Below are 25,616 nucleotides of genomic sequence, written 5' to 3'. Positions count from 1 at the left end.
AATCAACCCTTCCGCCTCAGGTGGATCAAAAAACGAACCGTTATGATTAGGAATTATATTAAAATAGCTTGGAGAAATCTTTTAAGAAATAAAGTCTTTAGCACTATTAACATTGTTGGGTTAAGTATTGGGGTGGCTGCTTGTTTATTAATAACATTATTTATTGTAGATGAAACTAGTTATGATACACAAATACCTAATAGAGATAATGTATATAGGTTAACACATTTTGCTACAGTTGATGGTGTAGAAGGTTGGGGAGCTCATCACTCTGCTCTGATGGCAAGCACTATTCATCGTGAATTTGAAGAAGTAGAAAACGCAGGAAGACTATTAGATAATGAATTAATGTATGGAGCAGGAAGCAATGAAATAAGTCTTAACGAGGCCCCAGCTCAATATCATGAAGAACATTTTGCTTATGCTGATCAAGCCATTATTGATATTTTCAATTTAGAAATGATTGAAGGAGAAGCCGCTTCTGCGCTTACTACACCGTTAACAATAATAATTTCTGAAAGCAAAGCAAAGAAGTTTTTTAAAAACAAAAGCGCTATTGGTCAAGTCATGTACCTAAATGGAGATACGTCCGAACCTTATAAAATAACGGGAGTATATAAAGATTTTCCAAAAGCATCTAACTTTGATTACAAATTCTTATTAACGTTAAAAGGAGTAGAATTTGGAGAAGGAGAACAAACACGATGGACTCAAAATAATTATTTCAACTTTATACAACTAAAACCAGATACAGACGTCGCTATCTTTGAAGATAGAATGACAAAGGTAATTCTAAACAATTACATCTTAGCAGCATATAAGAATGATGGATACGATAAGATTGAACGTATTTTACGTACTTCTCATCTTGATTTACAACCAATTGCTGACATTCATCTTCGCTCTAAAGGTGTTCATGATGGAAAAACACACGGAGATATTCGCTTTGTATGGATCCTTGGAGCTATTGCACTTTTTATTTTAATAATAGCCTGTATTAATTTCATTAATCTATCAACCGCAAAATCGGCAAATAGAGCAAAAGAAGTAGGTCTTAGAAAAGTAATAGGTTCTGATAGAAAAAAACTAATCATACAGTTTTTAATAGAATCTATAGTTATTACAATATTTGCGTTTGGTATAGGCGTTTTACTAGCGATACTTGGGTTATCTCTTTTTAATACAATTTCTGGCAAAACACTGACATTACCTTGGAGTACTTGGTTCTTTATCCCTACAATAATCTTAGCTGCATTATTCGTTGGGATTTTTGCAGGTATTTATCCAGCTTTTTACCTCTCAAAATTTACTCCAATCAATGTTTTGAAAGGAAAAATTAGCAAAGGTTCTAAATCTTCTAGTTTAAGAAGTAGTTTGGTAGTATTTCAGTTTACTATTTCCATTGTATTAATAGTGAGTACTCTAATTATTAATAATCAAATGGATTTTATTTTGAATAAAGAAATAGGATTTAAAAAAGAGCAAGTCCTTCAGATTCATGGGGTAAATATGTTGGGAGATCGCCTTACTACATTTGCAAACGAAATGAAACAAATCCAAGGAGTTGAAAATGTTAGTAATAGTGATTATCTACCTATAAAAGGAACAAAACGTAATGGTAATACTTTTTATAATAAAGAAGTTATGAATGCGGAGGGTGTACCATCTCAGGCCTGGATCGTAGACGAAGATTATTTAGATACTTTTGGAATGGAACTTACCTCAGGAAGAAACTTTGACAAAAACCGAGCAATAGAAAACGAATCCGTAATAATCAATCAAACACTAGCCGAAAAATTTGGAATGGAGGAACCTATCGGTAAGAAAATGCTTCGAGGTAATAGGACATATACTATTATTGGTGTTGTAGAAGATTTTAATTTTGAATCCTTGCATCAACAAGTTGGATCCTTAGCTATGTTTTATGGTGATGAAACAACAATAACTTCTATAAAAGTAAATACTGAAAATATATCTGAAGTACTTTCTATGATAGAAAAAAAATGGAAAACTTTTGTACCTAATCTTGATTTTAGATACACATTTATGGATGAATCATATGCTACAATGTATTCTAACATAAAGCATATGAGACAATTGATCGTAAGCTTTGCCCTATTATCTATTTTTGTAGCGTGTTTAGGTTTGTTTGCATTATCCGCTTTTTTAGTAGAACAGCGTAAGAAAGAATTAAGCATACGAAAAGTTTTAGGAGCTTCTATAAAAAACCTTTTTAAACTACTTACAACCCACTTCTTAATTTTAGTAGTAATATCAATAATTATAGCGATACCATTGTCTTATTTTATTATGGACAATTGGCTTCAGGACTATGCATATCGAATTTCTATTTCCTGGAAAGTATTTGCTTTAAGTGGTTCACTAGCAATTTTAATAACATTACTTACTATAAGTTATCACACGATTAAAGCAGGATTTGTAAATCCTATAGATAGTTTAAAATCAGAATAAAACAACTAGTACTGAACTTGTTTCAGTATAAAAAACGTACAGTTATGATCCCTAATAATTTTAAAATTGCAATCAGAACTCTTTGGAAAGATCGCACGTTTACAGCGCTTAATATTGTAGGTCTTACTGCAGCTTTTGGAGTAGCGATATTGTTAGCCATGTATGCGGTCTTCCAACTTTCTTTTGATCGTTTTCATGAACAAGGAGAATACCTTTATCAAATTTATTCTGAAGACAGTACTCCAAATGGGATTGAAGCTAATCTTTCTAAACCAGAACCTTTTGTAGCAGCCCTTCGGGATGAAATAGCAGGGGTCGAAAGAATAACACGTCATAGCGGTTCTGGTATTTTATTAAGTCATAAAGACAAGCAACTAAATATGCATGTTTCTTATGTAGATCCTGATTTTTTCAATATGTTCAGCTTTCCAATTATAAAGGGAGATGTACAGAATCCAATAACTTCAGAATCCTCAATTGCTATTACTGAAAAGGCAGCAAAACGAATTTTCGGAGAGGAAAATCCCATAGGACAAACTGTTACAGTTTTAAGAGACGAAGAAGAGGTGCCATTTAACGTTACTGCAATTGTTAAGGATTTTCCAGATACAAGTTCAATGGGATTTGATGTGGCATTGAATTTTAAAAGTCAACCAAAACATGCGTACGCTAGAACCATAGGGCGATGGGATATGAAGAATCATACAGTTTATATGCAACTTTCTAAAGAAATAACACCCGAACAATTTGAAAAAAGCACCATAAATTTTACTCAACTACACTATAAAAGTGAAATAGATAATGCCAAACGTGATGGCGCTCAGCCAAATACCAATGGTGTCTATAAACAAATTAAACTATTGTCTGTATCAGACGTCCGATTTGCTAATTTCAGTCAAGGTAGTGTTACTGTAAATCGTACCATGCAATATTTAGTATTAGGCATTGCTATTCTTATTATCTGTATCGCTTGCTTCAATTTTATAAATATGAGCATTGCAAAAAGTGCACAAAGACTGCGAGAAATCGGAATGCGTAAAACACTAGGAGCCAATAAAATGCAATTATTTTTTCAATTTTGGGGTGAAAGTATTATAATCTTTTTAGTTTCTACAGGTCTAGGAGTTTTAACCGCTTCTTTCTTGCTAAAGCCTTTTCAAACATTGTTTGAGACTAAAGCTTCATTTGCAACTATATTGACCCCCTCTACGCTGCTCGGGTTAATTTTAAGTTTGGTAATCATCAATATCATTGCAGGAGGTTATCCTTCTTTGTTAATGAGCCGTATAGGTACTTTACAAAGTCTAAAAGGTAAGCTGGAAAACAATGGAAAAAATCATTTACGAAATAGTTTAATAGTAGTGCAATTTGGGATTGCCATAGTACTTATAAGCGGAACTCTTGTGCTTTGGAATCAGGTTGAGTTTATGCGTACCAAAGATTTGGGGTTTAATAAAGATCAGGTAATTGCTTTTCCTCTTAATGGAAAACGTAACGATCAACAGGCTATGAAACTACTTCGGGACGCCCTTGAAAACAAAACAGATATTGTGAGCATTACAGCTTCCAATAATATTTTGGGTTTTGGCAAAGATGGAAATCGTTCTACTAGTGTTATGGGTTTTGACCACAAAGGTCGTGGTGCGTATACCCATATGTTAGTTGTAGACGCAGATTATGTTGAAACCTTAGATTTAAATATTATAGAAGGCCGTTCTTTTCGAAAAAACTTAGCTAGCGATAGTCTATCGGTTATCATTAATGAATCGATGGCTAAACAATTAAATGAAAAGGAAATTTTGAACACCAAAATCATTTTGGAAGATTCAGTAGCCTTTTCTGTAGTAGGGGTCATAAAAGATTTTAATTTTCAGGAACTCGATCGAAATATTGCGCCGATGACACTTTTTGCATTACCAAATTGGAATTTGAGAAATGTATATGTGAAAGTAGCACCTCAAAACCTAGAGCAATCTTATACTAATGTCAAAACTGCATGGGCTTCAATAGAGCCCAATGCAGAGTTTCTAGGATCTTTTTTAGACGAAAACATAGAACGTACGTTACACAACGAGCGCACGATGGTCACAATGATTGGAAGCGGTTCTTTACTCGCTATAATTCTGAGTTGCATTGGTCTATTTGCCATCTCTCTTCTAGTTGTTGCACAACGCAGAAAGGAAATAGGAATCCGAAAAGTTGTAGGTGCAAGTGTTTCAAAAATCACAATGATGTTATCAATTGACTTTTTAAAACTTGTATTCATTGCCTTTGTAATAGCTACTCCTATCGCTTGGTATTTCTCTTCTCAATGGCTTCAGAATTATACCTATCATATTAATCTTACTTTTTGGGTTTTTCTAACTGCTGGGAGTATTACTGTATTAATTGCATTGGCTACCATAAGTATCAAAACAATCAAAGCTGCTATACAAAATCCAGTAAAAAGTCTTAAAACAGAATAAAAATCAATCATCTAATAACGAACCATTATGATCAGAAACTATATAAAAATAGCTTGGAGAAATTTACAGAAACGAAAAGTATTTTCCTTCATAAATATTTTAGGATTGGCCTTGGGGTTTGGATGCTCTATTTTAATCTTTCTATACGCAAATTATCATCTTCAATTTGATAATTTTCATCATAATGAAGATAGGATTCACAGAGTAGTAACTGAAGAGCATCAGGACGAGATAGAGTATGAACCTAGTGTTCCTCCTGGTTTTGCAGAAGTATTTAAATCCGATTTTAGTTATGCGGAAAAAGTGGCTAATATTTTTATTCGACAAGATTGGCAGGTAGATGGAATAGGAAATAACTCAAATAATCGCTTATTAGAAGATGTTGTTTTTGCAGAACCTGATTTTTTTCAGATTCTTAATTTTCCAGTAATAAAATCACTCGGTAATCGAGACTTTACTGAACCTAACGTAGCGTATGTCACTAAAGGTTTTGCTAAGAAAATGTTTGGGGATCATCCCGCTCTGGGACAAACATTTATTTTAGAGAACAAAGAAACCATCCAAGTTATAGGACTACTTAAGGACATACCAACTAATTCTACGATTCAAGGAGATATTTTTGTCTCTTATGAGAGTCTAAAAAATTACAGTTCTTTTGCTTATAGTAAAACTTGGGGAGGTATAACGAGTAGCTTACAATGCTATGCATTACTTAGACCTAATCAAGATATTGCTCATATCGAAAAAACATTAATTCCTTTGGTTTCTAAGTATCGTTCAGAAAGTAAAAATGTACATAGATACAAGCTTCAGAAAATAGCAGATGTTCATTTTGATCATAGATATGGAGGAATTAATGCAAATCTTCTTTGGATCTTTTCATTGATTGGGATGTTTTTAATTATTATTGCTTGTATCAATTTTATTAATATTTCTACAGCACAAGCATTTTCCAGATCCAAAGAAATTGGAGTCAGAAAAGTATTGGGAGTAAGCAAAAACAATTTGTTTTGGCAATTTATATTAGAAACATTTTTGATCAGCCTTTTTGCTTTACTAATAGGGTTAGCAATAGCTCTTATGGTATTACCTAAGTTTAACGAGCTATTCCAGCTGCAGCTTACGATACAATCCTTGTGGACGTTAAAAGTTCTTGGTTTTGCGACATTACTCTTAATAGTTGTTTCTTTTTTTGCAGGAAGCTATCCTGGCATTCTTATGGCAAGAATTCTACCAACATTAGCATTAAAAGGAAAACTTACGCAGCATGATACAGGTGGAAAATTAACTCGAAAAGTACTGGTTACCACTCAATTTGCAATTTCTATTATGCTTATTGTAGCTACAATAGTGATTGGTAAGCAAATTAATTATGCTATTACCTCTGATTTAGGTTTTGACAAAGAAGCCATTGTAATGTTAGAAATCCCCGAACAAATAGAGTTGATAAAACTAAAGGGATTAAAAGACAGATTGAATCAAATACCTGGAGTATCAAACACTACAGCATGTTTATCAAGCCCTGGAGCCGCATATAATGACTGGGGTACTAGTATACGATATCATAATAGACCACAGTATGAAGAATTTTCGATCTCTGCTAAACTTGCTGATAAAGATTACCTGAATACTTTTAATTTGAAATTAATAGCAGGACGTAACTTTTTCAGTTCTGATTCTATTACAGAAGTTGTAGTCAATCAGAGACTTGCAGAAAAGCTAGGACTTTCTTCTTATGAAGAACTTATAGGAAAAAATTTAGAAGTGAATAGAGGTTCGATTAAAGCAACTATAGTTGGAGTAATATCAAATTTTCATGATCAAAATTTCCAAAACGGTATCGGTCCTGTTTTTATCGCTCCAGAAAAAAGTGCATATAATGAGTTAGCGGTAAAAATGGATGGACAGGATATAAATACTCAATTACAAGCAATAGAAAATCGATGGAAAGAAGTGTTCCCAAAATTTGTATATAAATATAGCTTTTTAGATGAAAGAGTAGCCTCACAATATAAAGAAGAGCAACGTTTTTTATCTATGACAAAACTGTTCTCAGGTTTAGCCATTTTTATTAGCTGTTTAGGGTTATATGGATTGATCTCTTTCTTTTTAGCCCGCAAAACAAGAGAAATAGGTATTAGAAAAATTCTAGGGGGAAAAGTAAAAGACATTTTAGCGATCGTACTACAAGATTTTTTAAAACTAATACTAATAGCTGGTGCTATAGCTTCACCTATTGCCTGGTATTTTATGAATAATTGGTTACAGAACTATGCATATCATACAGAAATAAGCTGGTGGATATTTGTAGTAGCCATAGGTGTATTACTCATCATCACATTACTCACTATAAGTTATCAAGCGATTAAAGCAGCAACCGCTAACCCAATTAAAAGTTTGAAAACGGAGTAAATAAATCATTTATTAAAAAATAGTCTGATTAATCATCATTTCAAAATAACCAGAAGGACCTAATTAAAAACGAAGGAATTTCAACGTATACTGAATTTGTTCTAGTGTCAATTAAAGGATACTGAAATCGAATATTCAGCACAAATAAAAAATTTCTTGAAACCAACGAAACATCTCAAGGTATAACCATAGGAGTATTTCGTTGGTTTCATTTTACTTTAGGATCAAAAAACGAAATTTTATATTTCTCACACACCTCAACCCGCTCCCCCGAAAAGAGAGTGAGACAAAGGAAAACCGGAGACAAAGTCTCGAAGAATTCTTTAGATTAAGTACATTTATTTCCAGAAGGAAGAATCCTAATTTTAAAGTGTTCGATTACGAACAAGAAGTGTATCAAAACCGAACACTTTTATTTTTGAAATAAATCGCAAACAACTAATTATCAGTGTTTTAAATATTCGGCATGATCTTCTCTATATAATTAACATAAGTAATTCATTCAACCTGTCCGCCTCAGGTGGATCAAAAACTAACAGTATGATCTTTAATTATATAAAAATCGCTTTTCGTAGTTTACTTAAAAACAAAGGGTATAGCTTCTTAAATATTTTTGGCTTAGCTATGGGCATCACCTGCGCAAGTTTAATTTTTCTTTGGGTAGAAGACGAAGTAAGTTTTAATGATTCTTTTGCAAAACAAGATCAAATCTATTACGTTCCAACCAATCAGAATTACGAAGGTGAATGGCGCACATTTTACTCCACACCAGGTCCTCTAGCACAAGTAATGAAAGACGAAATTCCTGGAATTATAAAAGCTACTCGTTCCAGTCCAGAAGAACTTCTTTTTACGGTTGGTGATAATGCTATTAATAAAATAGGTCGACATGCAGATGCTGACTTTTTGGAAATTTTTAGCCTTAAGTTTATAGAAGGAGATAGAGATAAGGCGTTTAATAATCCAGAAGCAATCGTTATTACCAAAGAGACTGCAGCACAACTTTTCGGAGAAAACACAAAAGTATTTGGAAAAACAATTAAAGTAAATAACCAAGATACATACCTTATTACAGGAGTTATTGAAAATCTTCCAAAAAACGTATCCTTCCCTTTTGATTGGGTTGCTCCTTTCGAAAGATATCGAGATGGCGCTGAGTGGATGACAACGTATGGAAGTAATTTTTCGGATACTTTTGTTGAACTATCTCCAGAAGCCAATCTTGAAGAAGTTGATAAAAAAGTTCGAGAAATACTACCTGTAAAAAACATAAATAGCGATACCTATGCTTTTTTGCATACCATAAAAGATTGGCATTTAAGATCCAAATTCGAAGGAGGAAAAAAAGTTGGAGGAAAAATCATCTTTGTACGTCTCTTTTCTATAATTGCATTGATAATATTGCTTATCGCCTGTATCAACTTTATGAATTTATCTACCGCTAGAAGCGAAAAAAGAGCTAATGAAGTTGGTGTAAGAAAAGCAATAGGATCTAGCCGCCCAAGATTGATGATTCAGTTTGTTATCGAATCACTTATGATGGCATTTTTTGCATCTGTAGTTAGTATACTGTTATTATTATTGATATTACCACAATTTAACCTTCTGATCGAAAAAGATCTAATACTAGGTATCTCTAATCCTACTCATATCGGAATCTTATTAACCATAACTGTTATTTGTGGCGTATTTGCCGGGCTATATCCTGCATTCTATTTATCCTCTTTTAAACCTGTAGAAGTTTTAAAAGGTATAAAAGCTAAAAGTGGTTCTGCGTCTTTTATAAGAAAAGGATTAGTAGTTGGTCAATTCACAATTTCTATTGTTTTCATTATTTGTACCATACTCGTATATCAACAGATCCAACATGTAAAAAACAGAGATTTAGGGTATAACAAAGATCATTTAATTAGAATGCGCGCTAATGGTAATATTATAGAAAAATTTAGTGTTTTTGAACAAGATCTAAAAAACACAGGAATAGTTGATGGCGTAGCATTAAGTAACTCTCAAATATTATCTGCCGGAAATAATGGATCGGGTTTGGAATGGGAAGGAGGAACCGATACTGAGGAAGTTTTGATTTCGTATAGACATATAAACTCAGATTTTTTTAAGACTACAGGAATGGAGCTTATAGAAGGAAGAGGCTTTAAGAAAAATCAAGATCTGGACAGCACCAATGTAATAATAACTCAATCCCTTGCTAAACTTATGGGTGATGGTTCCCCTATCGGAAAAACGATAACAGGAGGTGATGATGTCTATAATGTAATCGGTATTGCAAAAGATTACCAATACGGTGATATGTATGGCTCAAGTGATCCTGTTATGTTTTTTAATAATCATGATTACGCACGATATTTCTATATAAAAACCAAATCCGGTGTAGCCTTAAACGATATGCTTGCCTCTATTGAAAAAGTAATGAAAAAAAACAACCCCGCTTTTCCTTTTGAATATACATTTGTAGATGAAGCATTTAATGCTGTATTTAAAAGTGAACAGCTGGTAGGTAAACTATCACAAATATTTGCACTATTAGCTATACTAATTTCTTGCTTAGGGCTTTTTGGACTTGCGGCTTATACTGCAGAGCAACGTAGTAAGGAGATTGGCGTAAGAAAAGTATTAGGAGCAAGTGTCACAGGGATCGTAAAACTACTATCAAAAGATTTTCTAAAATTAGTATGCCTCGCAATTTTGTTAGCTATTCCATTAGCTTGGGCTGTAATGAATAACTGGTTACAAGATTATGCTTATAGAATCGAAATAAACTGGTTCGTTTTTGTAATCGCAGGATTTGCAGCCATCATAATTGCACTGGCTACTGTAAGTTTTCAAGCAATTAAAGCTGCAATTGCTAATCCCATAAATAGTCTAAAAACCGAATAAAATTAATAAACCTGTCCGCCTAAGGCGAATCAAAAAACAAATTCATCATGAGACATCTAAAATATTTTCTAACATTAATAGTATTAACTAGTACTCAACTAGCAATATCACAAACAAAGAAGAGTGTTAGTGCTTTCGAAAAAGTAATTATAAGTCCGCATATACAAGCAACTTTTGTAGAAAGCAATGAAGAATCTGTAACCATTGAAGAAAGTACAGAACCAGAAGATAAAATAAACATTGTTGTTAAAAGAAATGTGCTTCGTATTTATCTGGATGATGCCAAAGAAACTACCAAAAATGAAACAGTAGTTATCAATGGAATCAAAAGACAAGTACCTATTTATAAAGGAAAAGTACTAACAGTTACCATTGGTTATAAACAACTTAAAGAACTTTCGATAAGAGGAGAACAGGCTATTTTATGTAAAAGTAAGATAGCTGCCGAAACTTTTGATTTAAATATTTTTGGGGAGTCACAGGTAGTTTTTAATGAAGTGAATTTTGAGAATCTGGACGTAGACATTTTTGGTGAAAGTACCCTAGAGATAAAAGATGGAACCATCGAAAATCAAAAAATTACGGCCTTTGGAGAAAGTCTTACAAATCTACTTGGTGTCGATAATAGAAATACAAAATTGAAAGCTTTTGGAGAAGCTGAATTTAAAATACAAGCATCTAATCGTATCAAACTTACAGCTTTTGGCGAAGCAAGACTTTATTACAAAGGTGGCGCAAGTATCAGTAAAGGTTTAAACATAGGAGAAGTAGAAATATCAGAAATTCAATAATATTATTTAACTCTATAATCATTCATCACAAAAATATGATCTTACAACTTACAAATGCTTCGAGAGTAATCAATTCTGGAAGTAAGAAAATAGCATTACTCGATAGTATTAACTTAAATGTTAATGAAGGAGAATTTATATCACTGATGGGGCCATCAGGATCCGGTAAATCTACATTATTGAACTGTATCGGTATGCTAGATAATTTTACCGACGGTAGTTATACCTTTTTAGATGAAGCTGTTCATACTATGAAAGAAAAGCGACGATCTAAACTTTATAAAGAGTATATCGGTTTTGTGTTTCAGGCATATCACCTTATCGATGAGTTAACAGTATACGAAAACATTGAAACTCCACTACTCTACAAAAACGTAAAATCCTCTGAACGAAAAGCCCTAGTAGCCGACATGTTAGATCGTTTTAATATTGTGGGTAAAAAAGATTTATTTCCTGCGCAACTAAGTGGTGGACAACAACAATTGGTAGGTATAGCCAGAGCCTTAATTACCAAACCAAAGCTGATTTTAGCAGATGAACCTACAGGAAACCTAAATTCTAAACAGAGTACTGAAATTATGGAGTTATTTTCTGAATTAAACAAAGAAGGCGTAACAATTATACAAGCTACCCACTCTGAGAATAACGCTTCTTATGGTTCGAGAATTATTAATCTTTTAGACGGACATATCGTCTCTGAATAATCAAAAATAACATGTCACTGAAATCAATTATTTATATCAGTGCTTTTCTTTTACAATTCGTTGGATTTACACAAAGAAAAGACACAGAAAGGTACTCCCTAGACCAATGTATCGATATCGCTTTAGAAAATAATCTGGATTTAAAATCCACTATTTTGAATGCTACTACAGCCCGAGTAAACTATAATCAATCTAAAGCCAACATCTTACCAACACTGAATGGTAATTATAATATTGGTGTGAATAATGGAAGAAGTATTGATCCATTTACCAATGATTTTATAAATCAAGAGCTAACGTTTTCTAATGCAAGATTAAATCTGGATGCTACTATATTTAATGGTTTCCGACTATTAAATACAGTGCGTCAACAACGACTTAACAAACAAGCTTCTGAGATGGAAATAGAAGAAGCTAAACAAACATTGATATTAAATGTAACCTTAGCGTATCTTCAGGTTTTAAACAGAAAAGACGTATTAGCTTTAGCCAAAACAAGATTAATAGCGACTAACAAGCAATTAAAACAACAGGAAGATTTATACAATGAAGAGGTCGGAAATCCAGCTGATTATGCAGACATAAAAGGCCAAAAAACCATTGATGAAACGAACATCCTAGCTGCAGAAAGCGATCTAAATAATGCGAAACTAAGCCTTGCGAGATTAATGAACTTACAAGGAGATATTTTGATAGATAAAGCATCCATTTTACTAGATTTCGAAGAGTACACACTTTCATCAGACGATATTTTTAATGAAGCCATGCAAAATTTAGCAACTTTTAAAGCTAAAGAATTAAGAGCAAAAGCTGCTGAAAAAGGAATCAAAGTTGCTAAAGCCCAATATATTCCTGAAATTTCGTTTTTTGGACAAGTAAACACTAACTATTCTAGTGTCGCTGAAACATTTACAGAAATAGGTTCTGATATCGTGGAAACAGGAGATTTTATAACTGTTAATAATGAACAAATTTCTGTTTTTACAAATGAATCACAGTTTAATGGAGAAAAAATTGAGTATTTGGATCAGTTTGATAACAATTTAAATACCGTTGTGGGAATTGCAGTAGACATTCCTTTATTCAATGGTTTTCGGGCAAAAAACAATGTAGCCCTCGAAAAGATAAAAGCTGAAGAATCTCTTATTGAACTAGAACGAACCGCACTAGAAGTAAAAAATGCTATTGCACAGGTTCATTTTGATATGCAGACTGCCTATGAACGTTATGAAAGCCTACAGAATCAAGTAACTGCTTTTAAAGAATCATATCGAGTAAATGAAATCCGATTTAATAATGGTGTATCTAACTTTATAGCATATATCACAAGTAAGAATAACTTAGACAATGCAGAAACCAATCTTACCAATGCTAAATATGAATATTTATTACGTGTAAAAATATTAGAATTTTACCGTGGGAATACGTTATAGATTGGTTTATAAATTATATTTCTAAACCAATCTACATAATTAACTATAATCTAAATACATTATCATCAATATCCTTTTCTATCAATAGATAATTAGGATCAATCACTACTTTATAAGGCTTTTCTTTTAAACGAAAAATGATCTGATTCGAATTTTGAGATATTTTAAGTACTTCTAAAGAAATCAATTCATCATCTTCATTATAAAATCCAATCTCTATGTAATCCTTCAAATTAAGAGATGCTTCTTCTGCCCTATTTCTATGCTTAGAAACGCTAAAATCAACCTCAGCTGCATACGTCCCTTTTTCGTCTGATGTCACTTTTACATTCTCTATTTTAGTATCGTAAAATGTAACGGTCTCAAAAAGATCTTTTACCATATATTTCAATGAATCCGGAGTCGCTTTTCTGATGCTTTCTACTAATTCTATAGAGGTGGGATAAGGTGCTTCTTTGTTTTTGTATAGATCAAAGAAATCCTTCAGAATTGTATGCGTTTTTTCTTTACCTAAATAATGACTCAGCGTATTAAAAACCACTGTTCCTTTACCATATGCTAGATATTGCTGACCAGCTGTTACCAAATATAATGGTGGTTCTGTAGCTATTTCAGAGGTTCTACCCTTTATATATCGACCATGCTGCATTTTTAGAAAATCAAGCTTCTTCTCTGCCCCATAATGTTCTTCAAAAATATTCAGGGATATATATTCTGTAATACTTTCGCTTAGCATGATTGCGCCTAAAGCATCTGCGGGCACCAATTGATTTGCCCACCATTGATGGGTTAATTCATGAGCAATTGTATAAAACGATATATCTATAGTTTCATCAGAGCTATTGGCTATAAAACGCATTTCTGAAGTAGGAATACTATTGGCCATTACTGAAGCATAGGTTCCTTCAGTTATTGGAAATTCTACAATTCTTGCTTCTGTAAATTGATATGCTCCAAAATGCTTCGCATTATAATCCAATGCAGCTTTTAGACCTTCTTTCATTTTAGAAAGGTTGTACGTATGATCTTTATGATAATAAATTTCTAAATCAACATTTTTATAACTCTCTTTTTCGATTTCGAAGACACCAGAACTAAAGCTTAATGAATTTTTGATTTTAGCATCTGTCTGATATTCAAAATAATTCCTCTTATCTTCTTTCCATGCTCGTTTTAAATATCCAGGAGAAATGGCTGTTTGGTCCTGAGAAGTACTTATGACAGTCTTTAAACTAATAAAATCGGAATCCTGTGAATAATAATGTTTTTGTTTTGATGTAGCATCACTTGGATGTTTTTCATTTCCATGTAAGAAATACCCTAACCTAGGAAAAATATTATTTTTAAATAACGTTCCATTATTCAATACATTAGCGTTATTCTTAAAAAGTGTAGTAGGTTTGCTTTTCAGTGTAAAGTTTAATTGTATACTATCATTGGGGTGTAATCCTTTTGCTAATTTTAATACGGAGAACTTCACATAAGGATCCTGATCAACAATTTCTGAAGCTTTATCCAATGTAAATGAAGTAGTTTCATTAAACCCAGTTTTCACCAAGATCGTATCTATTACTTGTTGTGATGTATTAATCAAAGTATAGCTTCCTTGTACCTCTAAATCATTGGTTTTCGGAAAAATAGCTATGTTCAGGCTAATATCCGTAACTTTTGGTTGATTGATTATGTTAGCATATTTAGAAAAGCTTTTTTCGAATTGATCAAATGCTTTGTCTTGTTCCTGTGATGATAATGCTACCTGCTTATTTTCTTCTCTGTGAATTGTAAATCCTAATACCACAAATCCAATTAGAAGCAACCCTCCTATAATCTGAATGCGTCTATTAAATCTTGTTTTTATAAAAGACAAACGTTCTTTAATAGATTGATGCATCCCTCGAATCCATAGTAAATATGATGCAGTCACCAAAAGTATCCCAAAAAGAGTCCAATATCCTTTTACTAAAAAATAAGGCGCTAATTGATCACCATATGCATTCATATCTGAATATGGCATCGGTTCAGAAAAATTGAATAGTATCAGAAAAGAATCCATCCCTATTTGTTTTAGTCCTGATATACCAAACCATCCGATGAGGAGTATAAAAATTCCTAAGTACGTATTTCTTACCAGCGTATGGATAAAAACCGAAGCAAGCGCCCAAATAATCAGTCCACTAAATTTGACAATAAATAAATCAAAAACATACAACCCAATTTCTAAATTATAATAGCTATTATACACCTGGATGATGATTCCGGAGAGCATCATTATAAAAAGTAACAATGCCTGCATTTTTATGATTGCGATAATTTTTGATAGTAACAAAGTAAAATTGGGTATTGGTGTAGCATCCACTAATTGGTTCATATTAGATACCTGATCTTTATGAACAAGCATACCACTATAAATAAAGGTAAGCAGCATAATGATCGTAGTAAAGAAAAATGCGGGGATCGTTAATACTACATTGGTTACCGGTAAAATTGTCATCTCACTATTATTAGTCACCTTAGCAATGGAAAATAAAACCGCTAAAATTCCGAAAGCAATAATGATGTAAAACATCCAGCTTTTTACGATGCTCTGAAAATTAACTGCTGATAACAACCAACTATTTTTGAGTTGTTGTTGATTAGAAAACTGATACGATACTTTAGGCAGTCGAATATTGATACTACCTCCAATACTCTTTTTAGCCTGACGCTTTTCTGTTTTCTTTTTAAAAAGTGTGGTACTCGGATGTTCTGTTAGTGCAAACTTTCTGTACACATAACCAACCGTTATAACAGTTATGGCAAACCATACTAATCTGTTATATAATGCAACACCTAACACAGGTATTAGTTTGAAATTTTTATCTTCCAGGGTCCAATACTGTGTCTCATAGATTACTGCATTTTGTCCAAAAGGATCCAATAATGCTATAGAAACACCTTGAAACAGATTTTGTGTAATATTTTGAAGTAAAAATAAAATTAGAATGATAACGAACCCTGCATATATATTTCTAAAATACGCTACTACGGCAAAAACAATAGCTCCATAAAAAAGTAAATTAGGAACTGTATATAGCAAAAAAGCTTGTAGATATCCCACTAAACGAAAATCCCCCATTTTGTTATCGTCTAAACCCGGTAGGTGCTCTGTTAGTATCATAACAACAGTTATTGTTATTGCAATTCCAAAAACCAATGTGAATGAATTTATAAACTTACCCAGTATATACTCTTTCTTCTTAATAGGAAAGCTATATAGTACGCTATGTGTATTATCTCTAAAGTCTTTATAAACCGTTGCACCAATAATAGCAGGTAATAAGAATAATAGTAATTTATTAAAATACTGAAGTAGATAATTAATTTCGAAAGGCGAATTGATTAATCTAGCAGCTTTTGTAGCTAATGGAGGATCAAATAAGCCTCCAGTACCTGCAATTGCTATAAATGCCAATCCAGAGAATACCACCAAATACACATACAGTACAGGTTTCTTTATCCAATATTTTAATTCGTATAAAAAAATATGTTTAAACATGATGTTTCCTTTTTAAAATTAAAATCCAATTCAATCTCTTATAAGCTTATACGTATACTCCAATACAGCATCGCGTGCATTAATCATATCACTAATGCTATTTCTTACTACATAATCCGGCAGTACTCCTCTATCTCTTGGAGTTGCTATTGTATGAAGAACTTGATTGACTACAGGAATTATAACTCTATTTTTTGAATTCGGTAAAACGAGTGTGAATGTTTCTCCTGCAACAACTTGTGCTGAATTTCCACCAGGTTCTTCTCCTATAAAAAGACTATCTGTATTTGTTTTCATTGAAGAAGCCATCTCTCCAGCTGCAGAAAAGGTATAGGCATTGGTTAAGGTATATATTTTACCACTATACCTTTTATTATAGGGTTTATGCTCTTTAAATTTAGCACTAGAGCGAAAAACAAAACGACCAAACCTGTTTTGTCTATAATACCCATCATCACCTTTATATAAGCCTATTTTAGCAAACGTATTCACCCCAACTACGTTTTCTGTATATAATTTTTTATTTACAATTCCATTTGTTATCAGATACGAATCATCAAATAACACGAATGGTTTTTGTGATATATGCAGAAACAATTCTCTCGATATAATTTCATCTCCTCCTCCATTATCTCTTATGTCTATTATTAAATGAGCTATCTCATTATCTAATATTTTACGAAAGAATCTGTTCAAAATTCCTTTAATCGAAGATCCAAATTTTCTAATATCGGAATTCGCACAGGTTTTAATTCGTAGAAGGGCAATGTTTCCTTTAATATCAAGTGTAATGGCATCTCCATCATCTTTTGTCCAGTAATAACGTATATCTCCATACCGTTCTAACCTATTTTTATCAATTTCAGGAGTTGTCAAAGCTTTTATATTAGTTTTATGAGAATTACCTGAATCATCTGTGTAAACCAGCTCATAGTTTTTAGGTGATCCTATGAAATTTATATAAAAGCCAGCAAAGGCTCTTTGTGTTATACCTTCCGGAAAAGTGGTATTATTCCCATCTCTAGTCCATAAACTTGCCATTTCAAGAAAAAGTTCTGAAGCATTTCGACCATTTATAGTATCTATTCTTACTCCAATAGGTATTGTTATTCCATCATTAGAATTATTTCTTAGTACATAAAGGAACCCCTTATCCCAATATACATCTATCGGCAGTATAGGTTTTGTAGTGGCTGTAGTCTGATCAAAATCTTCGGAAGGGATTATAATCGTATGCCCATTCTTGATATACCTATGCAAAGAGACTATTCTTCTATAAAACTCAATTGAAGTTAATGGTGTCTTAATTTGAGATTTTACGTTTTCAAATGCTCTATCCATCTCATCTTTCGTAGTATAATTATATAAACCTGCATGAATAGATTCCAGGTTACTTTTAAGAATATCTATATCTTCATGTAATTTTTCTATTGAAATGTATTCGTTCTTTACCAGTGTCTTATCCTGCGAAAATGAAAAATCGGATACAAGGTTTAGTAGTATTAAAAAAAGAAATGTTTTGAAATTCATAATGTTGATTTATAGGTTTTCTATTAAGAAGTTTCTTTTAATGCTATGAAATACACATCTTCTAAATTGGGGAGAACACTTTCAAACTCGGCAGTTGGTTTCTCTAGTGCGTAGACTCTAATGCGTATAGAGTTATCTTTGTTATAACTGGATGACAAAACAGTATATTTCTCTTGCATGTCAGGCAAGTATTTTTTGTCAATAGTTATCGTCCATATTTGATTTTTAATAGCTTTTGTAGCTTCAGAAGGAATTGTTTTTTGAAGAATTTGACCTCCATTCATAATAGCCATATCGGTACATAATTCTTTTACATCTTCTACAATGTGTGTAGAAAAAATCACCGTATTTTCTGCTCCAACTTCTCTAAGTACATTTAAAAATCTATTACGCTCCGCAGGATCCAATCCGGCTGTGGGTTCATCTACAATAATCAACTGCGGATTGTTTAATAATAATTGAGCAATTCCAAAGCGTTGTTTCATACCTCCAGAATATCCGCTCACATACTTTTTTCGAACATCATATAAATTCGTAAGTTCTAATACTCTTTGTACAATTAAGTTTCTGTCTTTTTTGGAAGCAACACCTTTTAATATTGCAAAATAGTCTAGTAATTTCTCTGCGGATACTTTTTGATATACCCCAAAAGATTGTGGTAAATACCCTAATAACTTTCTTAGTTTCATAGGGTGATCCAAAATATTAACATCATTAAATGCTATCGAGCCAGAATCTGGAGTTTGTAATGTAGCTATAGTCCTCATTAATGATGATTTTCCTGCTCCATTAGGCCCTAACAATCCAAACATGCCTTTACTTATTTCCAGGTTTAGATTATCAATAGCCACTACCCCATTGGCATAGGTTTTTGTTACGTTTTTTATAAGTAAGCTCATTGTTCTTATTTGAATTGGTTACAAAATTCGGTTTGAAATTTCTTCACTTCCAGAAAGTGTTTTTTAGGAACTGTTTCTAAAAAGGCACCCTTTTTAGAAAGCTTAGCTCGATCAACTATCATCTCAATATCTAATTTGCACGCATAATACTTTGTATACAATCTACCTATAGGATATAGCTCTATTATTAAGTTGATAGCAATAATAGATAGGCAAAACAGGATGTTGATAACCGCTTTCTTCATTATCTATTACACGGGTAAAATCATCAATTGTTACTGCTGTACATAAAGATTCCATTGAACTGGGTGAAATAGCATTTAAACTGGGGGATTATGACTCTCAAAAACCTTCGTTAATTGTTACAAATCGCAAAGAGTATCGTCTAATAATTACAACATAACCAGATTGTTATATGAGCAATTCGAAAATCAGAAAGATATTTAGAAACAAGGAAGTTTATTTTCATATAGTATTCTGGGTATTTTATTTTGCCACCATAAATGCTGTTTGGACAAATAATTGGTTTGACAGAAGTCTTAGACCAGGAACCGTATCACAATTTGCAATACTGCTCTTTCCGATATTCTTTTATTTTAATGCATTCCGGTTAATTCCTAAGTATTTAAAAAAAAGAAAGTGGTTTCATTACATTATTATAACCGTTATTATTATCATTCTCATTGAGTGTTTTAGAATTCTTATACATATAATCATTACGGGTATTGACACCTCTTTTTATTTAGTGTTTATAAAAGAATTTAACAGCTATGATAATATTATTTTGGGAAGACTAAATCCTATTTTTTTATGTCTTCAATTTTCCTTTGCATACCGTTTTACGAGAGATTGGATTCTTAATAATACCTTGATAGATAAACTAAAAGCTGAAAAGACTGAAATGGAACTTGCTTTTCTAAAATCTCAGGTGAATCCTCATTTCTTATTCAATAATTTAAACACCTTAGATGATTTAATAGATAGAAACCCAAGGCAGGCAAAAGAATACTTGCATAAACTATCCAATATGTATCGTTATATATTAACTACTTCAGAAAAAGATGTCGTGAGTCTATGTGAAGAATGGAATTTTATTGATGACTATATTTATCTTTTAAAAGAACGTTATGGAGTATCTTATCAATTCATTAAAAAGAATACATCTATACATCTAAAAGATTACTTAATTCCACCTGCTACTCTACAGAGTCTTATAGAAAACGCTGTGAAACATAATCAAGGATCTATTAAAAACCCACTAATTATTACTATCGAAATTGATAAAAATAAAATCTCTGTTAGTCATAAAAAAAACCTTAAAATGGATATCACTCATAGCTTGGGGACCGGATTAAAAAATCTAACATCCAGATATCAGCTTTTAAGCAGTAAAGAAGTATCTATTATCAATGCTGATATGTTTACTGTTACATTACCCTTAATCAAAAACTTATCTTGAAAATTATGAACATTCTTATATTAGAAGATGAGCAACGAGCCGGAGAGAAATTAATTCGCTCTATCAAATCAATTACTTCGAATCCCAAAATCGAATGGAAAAGAAGTATTACAGAGGCTATTGAGTTTTTAAATAGTAACCCCTCATTAGATATTATTTTTTCTGATATTGAGTTATTAGATGGTAATGTTTTTAGCGTATATGAAACCATACGCCCCGATTGTCCTATTATATTTTGTACAGCGTATAACACTTTCTATATAGACGCTTTTAAAACTAATGGTATTGCTTACTTATTAAAACCATATACTGCAGCATCTTTTGAAACCGCCTGGAACAAATTTTTACTACTTTGTAAAACTAAAAAAGAAACGATTCCCCCTGATGTATTAGATCAACTGAAGTATCTACTTAATCTTGAAAAAAAACAATACAAATCCACATTTTCTATCAAAAAGAGAGATGGTGTATTTCTGCTAAAGGTTGCTGAAATTATGTATTTTCAGGCACAAGGAGATTTTGTTCTGGCAATAGATACAAATGACAAAAAACATATTATTAATGATTCTCTGACACATATAGAAAATCAGATGGACAACAATGTTTTTTTCAGGATCAATAGGAGTGAAATAATTAACAGAAATAGCATTTTTAAATACAATCAGCACATCAAAAACAGAGTAGCCATAACCTTAAATCACGCTGAAATAATACTATATACTTCTAATAGTAAAACACCTGAGTTCAAAAACTGGTTACATCAATAAGTAAAGAAGGCTCCATAACACATTGTGATTGATATAGACTCAAGAAATTATATAGAAATACATTTTTAAAAAAGATTACTATTCAATCGAATCCAATGTATTCCTCATAAACTCATACAACCCATGCATTTCTTTTTTACCAGCTTCTTTGCCTAATCGACCTGCAAAATACAATACAAACCAAGTAATAAAAAGGAAGACCATTGTTATGATAGCATATAAATAATCATCTCCTAAACTCATATTAACATACATCCAAATACCTGCTCCTATGAATGCGGTGGCCACAATAAAATGTGCAAACATAAAAAATGTCCAAACCGTGGGACTGGGTCCAAAAAGTCCTTTGAGTTTTGGTTGCTCATCTACATCATAAATCTCTAAATGCAATTGCGGAGACCAAAAGTGCTGATCTTTTTTAGGGATTCTTATGAACACATGATGATCGATACAACTTATCTTAAAATCTTTACAGCTTTTTCCTTTTTCCTCGAAAGCCTCCAAAGCTTTTTCTGATGGCACATCCAAATCCTGAAAAAACCGTGGCCGTAACACAATGTCCTTTGCAATCTCCATAGATAAGAGTTAAACATCAATGTTACCATTTTCCGAAATCTTTATTACTGATTTTTATCAGTTTTGATAATATTCAGCATTTTAGTTATTCTTTTCTCAACTTAGATACCAACCACAAATCCCATACATAGTCAAAAGAAGACATATTACATAATTTGGTTCAAAAGAAGTTTCAACTATAAAAAGATCTCGATGCCTGCGCCATCACGTCGAGTGAATTAGGTTCAACTTTGAGTATTTATTACTTGATTTCTAGTGTTTTTTATTCAGTTTTGAGTGTTTTTCATTCAAAGTTGAATGTTTTTTACTCAATATTGAGTATTTTTTATTCAAGTTCAAGTGAATTATATTCATAAAAAAGCCAAAAAGATTCTTTATAGAGTCTTTTTGGTTGCTATCACTGGATTTTCTTCTTTAAAAAGTTTTTTTTAGAAAATTGTTGTTATAAATCTTTATAAATCGGTTTTGTACTGGCAACTCCTTCTTTATTCCTGAAATACGCTATTACTGCAATAAGTAACATCAATAATGCCAATACGTAAACAAAAGTAGGAATAGGTATTGGATCTCCTGCTGCATAACTATGAAGCCCTGATAAATAATAATTTACGCCAAAAGAAGTCATAATAATCGACCAAAAAGCAAATGTACTGGCGACATTCAACACGTATCGATCTTGCAATCTCGGAATGAATCGTAGGTGTAACACCACTGCATATACGATAATACTTATCAATGCCCAGGTTTCTTTGGGATCCCACGCCCAATAACGCCCCCAGGACTCATTCGCCCAAACGCCGCCTAAAAATGTTCCTACTGCCAATATAAACAAACCAATGGTCATAGATATTTCATTAATATACGTAAGTTCTTTAATACGTATATCAATAGGAGCCTTTGTTTTATCGGTTTTGATAATCATTAAGATAAGTGCCATCAGCCCCAAAATAGCAGATAAAGCCAATGGCGCATAACTGCTAATAATAGTTGCTACATGTACTTTTAGCCAAAAGGAAGATTTAAGAACAGGCATCAAGTTAGTGATTTCAGGGTTTAGCCAATCTAGATAACTTACAAATAATAATGCACCAGAAAACAAAGTAGCTAATGGCAATGCAAAATCTGATTTTCTAAAAGTCAGCAACCCGCAAAGCATTAATACCCAGGCTACAAAAACCAACATCTCATACCCATTACTCCAGGGTGCGTGCTGCGCCACATACCATCTTAATAATATGTTTCCTGTGAACATCAGAAAACAAATTAGCAATAGGATTATCAATATATTCCATAACCATTCAATAAACTTTTTTTGAATAAAAATTTTGGTGATTGCGATTACTAATACTATAAAACCCAAAGTAAAAAATACCTGAAACAACCAAAAATTGAGATTCAACTCGTTATACCATAACTCTGCAGCGACTCTTTCATCATTTGGTATAATAGCTGCACCCAGTACATTTTGATAGGTCTTTATATATGAGAGCTTCTCTGTAGCTGCATCCCAGTTCTTTGAAATCACATCCTGAAAATAGGAAGGAACAATGGATTGTACAAACTTGCCATCTTCAGCAGGGAAATCCCTAAAATGATATGTATAACTATACCAAGTATTATTCTTGTCATTACTATTAGGAAAAACCTTTAAATAGTTTCCACTAAAAACATTGTATAATATATTGAAACGTTCATCTACTTTTATTACTTCTTTGTCAAATTCATTACGCTCTGCCGGTTTCTTGAGATTCGCTTTTTCAATTGCTTCACTCAAGATATAAGCTCCTTTTTCGTCTAACAGGGCATTAAATGGAACCAGACCGTCTTCACTTAGTACTAAAGACTTAAATAATACTCCTCCTTTTTTTTGATCTATCTTAATTAAAGGGATTTGTTGCCATGCATTTGGATTTACGTGCATCGCTAAAAACGCTTGATTAGCATCTAAACGTATGTTTGATCCATTGTTTGAATATTTAAAATAAGGTTTTCTAGATATCTTTCTCAAAAACTCAGAAGCAAGTGTATTTATGGGTTTGATTCGTCCATCTAGATCTTGTACCATCAATCGACCAAAGAGTTCGGCATGATACACATCGATCTGTTGTTCTGCTACAAGTTGTTGTTCTTTAGTCGGCTCAGTTATATTTCCTTTGCAGAAAGTAGATATGAACAAAAAAAGTAATAATGGTACAATTTGATGCTGTTTTAGTTTTTTTAATTTTTGATTGATCAATCGAAATCTTGAGTTTTTTCCAAATAATGTAAAAAACATCCCCAATCCCATTAGGAAATATCCCAGGTAAGTAATCCAGGTTCCAGCAGCATCATGACTTACAGAAAGTACGGTTCCTAATTCATCGGTATCATAGCTTGCCTGAAAAAATCGATAGCCTTCATAATCCAGCACATTGTTCATAAAGATTCGATAGGGTGTTTCTTTTTTATTGTCAATAATAGTTACTTCACTTGCATATGCAGAAGGGCTTGTAGAACCAGGGTAGCGTTCTAACTGAAAATCATTAAGATATAACGAAAAAGGCACCTCTTGTGCTTGTGCACCATAAGAAAGCTGTATAGTTAATCCATTTAATTCGAGTTGATGTGTTGTAGGTAAAAAACCTTCTCGATATAATAATGAGGATTCTTCTATCTGATCATTGACCTGAACATTCACAATGAGTGCATCATCTTTGCCTCTATCATTATCCTTTGGTTTTTCGGATTCACTAACTAGTTCTATAGTGGCGCTAGGATGAAAAGACAGCGGTACAAAAGAAGCATCACCGTCACGATATAACGTACGTAAAGTTAACCGTTGCAGACTATCTTTCTTAATTTTTCCAGCAGTTTGAGAAGCCATAATAAAGAAATCAAGATCTCGTGGGGATAGCACACTAAAATCACCATCTTTCTCTATAATATTGATAATTCCTTCTTCTTTGGCATTATATCCAACTCTATGATGGTGTTTTCCAATACTCTCTACTTCACCTTTTTCCAAAAATACCGTTTGCCTTCCGTTTCCAGACGATACAACTAGTTGTAAGAGTGCTTTTCCACCTTCTACATCATCCACTATTTCGGGTACAGCGTCTGCGACAAATTTGCTATGAGAAATGCGTATCGGTATATCATCAAAATCTGTTTCTATCGTAAAATCATTATCGCTAATAGGAGAGAAACTCAATTGTTTTCGAATTACTTTTGTCTTGCTTCCGTCAGAAATGTGTGCTTGCAGATAATTCTGATCCGAAATTATAATGTTTGAAGCGTTTCCTTCTCTAATACGCATAATACCGCTATAAGAAGAATGTCTCGTTATTCCAGCACCTATTAAAATAACTATAAATGCCACATGAAACAAAAGGATTGGCCACTTCTCTTTTCTCCAAAGTTTATATTTATAAATATTAGTACCAAAACAGATACCAAGTCCTATCATAACAAGTTCAAACCACCAGGCATCGTAGATGATTTTCCAGGCGGTAGCGGTACCGAAATCATTTTCTACAAAAGTAGCCGTCGCCATTGCAATTGCAAAAAGCAATAATAATAAAACAGCCAATATAGGTGATGAAAAAAAACGATATAATTTGTGCATTATGTGTTGTTTAAAAAAAGAAAGATAACCTCATTAGGCGTACTACTGAGGATATCTTGTTTATAAAAAGGATA

The 25,616-nt window shown here is 32.6% G+C and carries 14 protein-coding genes; 9 read left to right on the top strand and 5 right to left on the bottom strand.

Features of this window, described 5'->3' with window-relative positions:
- Positions 1-42 precede the first annotated feature (42 nt).
- The 7 genes from Q0910_RS03040 to Q0910_RS03010 all read left to right on the top strand — a co-directional run bounded on the left by Q0910_RS03040 (position 43) and on the right by Q0910_RS03010 (position 13,172).
- A complete protein-coding gene (locus Q0910_RS03040; RefSeq protein WP_299212458.1) occupies positions 43-2,472 on the top strand; it encodes an ABC transporter permease in 2,430 nt (809 codons plus the stop codon).
- A 44-nt stretch (positions 2,473-2,516) separates the two neighbouring features.
- Positions 2,517-4,937 carry an ABC transporter permease gene (locus Q0910_RS03035; protein ID WP_299212456.1) on the top strand — a complete coding sequence of 807 codons (2,421 nt, stop codon included), beginning with the start codon at positions 2,517-2,519 and terminating at the stop codon, positions 4,935-4,937.
- A 27-nt stretch (positions 4,938-4,964) separates the two neighbouring features.
- Positions 4,965-7,349 carry an ABC transporter permease gene (locus tag Q0910_RS03030; RefSeq protein WP_299212454.1) on the top strand — a complete coding sequence of 795 codons (2,385 nt, stop codon included), beginning with the start codon at positions 4,965-4,967 and terminating at the stop codon, positions 7,347-7,349.
- A 540-nt stretch (positions 7,350-7,889) separates the two neighbouring features.
- Positions 7,890-10,244, top strand: coding sequence for an ABC transporter permease (locus tag Q0910_RS03025; RefSeq protein WP_299212452.1), 2,355 nt, complete (start codon positions 7,890-7,892; stop codon positions 10,242-10,244).
- 47 nt (positions 10,245-10,291) lie between these two features.
- The gene (locus Q0910_RS03020; protein WP_299212450.1) at positions 10,292-11,035 is read left to right on the top strand and encodes a DUF2807 domain-containing protein; all 744 of its coding nucleotides are present in this window, start codon (positions 10,292-10,294) and stop codon (positions 11,033-11,035) included.
- 35 nt (positions 11,036-11,070) lie between these two features.
- Positions 11,071-11,739 carry an ABC transporter ATP-binding protein gene (locus Q0910_RS03015; RefSeq protein WP_299212448.1) on the top strand — a complete coding sequence of 223 codons (669 nt, stop codon included), beginning with the start codon at positions 11,071-11,073 and terminating at the stop codon, positions 11,737-11,739.
- Positions 11,740-11,750: 11 nt separating this feature from the next.
- Complete coding sequence (locus Q0910_RS03010; RefSeq protein WP_299212446.1) at positions 11,751-13,172, top strand: TolC family protein; 1,422 nt, start codon at positions 11,751-11,753, stop codon at positions 13,170-13,172.
- A gap of 43 nt (positions 13,173-13,215) precedes the next feature.
- On the opposite strand, the gene Q0910_RS03005 is transcribed toward Q0910_RS03010, so the two are convergent.
- Genes Q0910_RS03005 through Q0910_RS02995 form a run of 3 tightly spaced genes read right to left on the bottom strand, consistent with a single transcriptional unit; the run spans position 13,216 to position 19,136 of the window.
- Positions 13,216-16,707: a M1 family aminopeptidase gene (locus Q0910_RS03005; RefSeq protein ID WP_299212444.1), complete on the bottom strand. Its 3,492-nt coding sequence runs from the start codon at positions 16,705-16,707 to the stop codon at positions 13,216-13,218.
- 30 nt (positions 16,708-16,737) lie between these two features.
- Entirely contained in the window at positions 16,738-18,237 is a 1,500-nt protein-coding gene (locus Q0910_RS03000) for a S41 family peptidase (RefSeq protein WP_299212442.1), read from the bottom strand.
- 23 nt (positions 18,238-18,260) lie between these two features.
- Positions 18,261-19,136: an ABC transporter ATP-binding protein gene (locus tag Q0910_RS02995; RefSeq protein WP_299212440.1), complete on the bottom strand. Its 876-nt coding sequence runs from the start codon at positions 19,134-19,136 to the stop codon at positions 18,261-18,263.
- Positions 19,137-19,551: 415 nt separating this feature from the next.
- On the opposite strand from Q0910_RS02995, the gene Q0910_RS02990 reads away from it, so the two are divergent.
- Positions 19,552-20,595, top strand: coding sequence for a sensor histidine kinase (locus tag Q0910_RS02990; RefSeq protein ID WP_299212439.1), 1,044 nt, complete (start codon positions 19,552-19,554; stop codon positions 20,593-20,595).
- A 5-nt stretch (positions 20,596-20,600) separates the two neighbouring features.
- The gene (locus Q0910_RS02985) at positions 20,601-21,362 is read left to right on the top strand and encodes a LytTR family DNA-binding domain-containing protein (protein WP_299212437.1); all 762 of its coding nucleotides are present in this window, start codon (positions 20,601-20,603) and stop codon (positions 21,360-21,362) included.
- Between the two features lie 78 nt (positions 21,363-21,440).
- Here Q0910_RS02985 and Q0910_RS02980 read toward each other — a convergent pair whose 3' ends face one another.
- Together Q0910_RS02980 and ccsA are read right to left on the bottom strand one after the other, a co-directional pair.
- Entirely contained in the window at positions 21,441-21,938 is a 498-nt protein-coding gene (locus Q0910_RS02980) for a GTP-binding protein (protein WP_299212435.1), read from the bottom strand.
- Positions 21,939-22,380: 442 nt separating this feature from the next.
- Complete coding sequence (gene ccsA, locus Q0910_RS02975) at positions 22,381-25,542, bottom strand: cytochrome c biogenesis protein CcsA (RefSeq protein WP_299212434.1); 3,162 nt, start codon at positions 25,540-25,542, stop codon at positions 22,381-22,383.
- Between the last annotated feature and the right edge of the window lie 74 nt (positions 25,543-25,616).

The sequence above is a fragment of the uncultured Aquimarina sp. genome, assembly GCF_947495315.1.
Lineage (GTDB): Bacteria > Bacteroidota > Bacteroidia > Flavobacteriales > Flavobacteriaceae > Aquimarina.
This window is presented reverse-complemented; position numbering and strand designations above follow the sequence as displayed.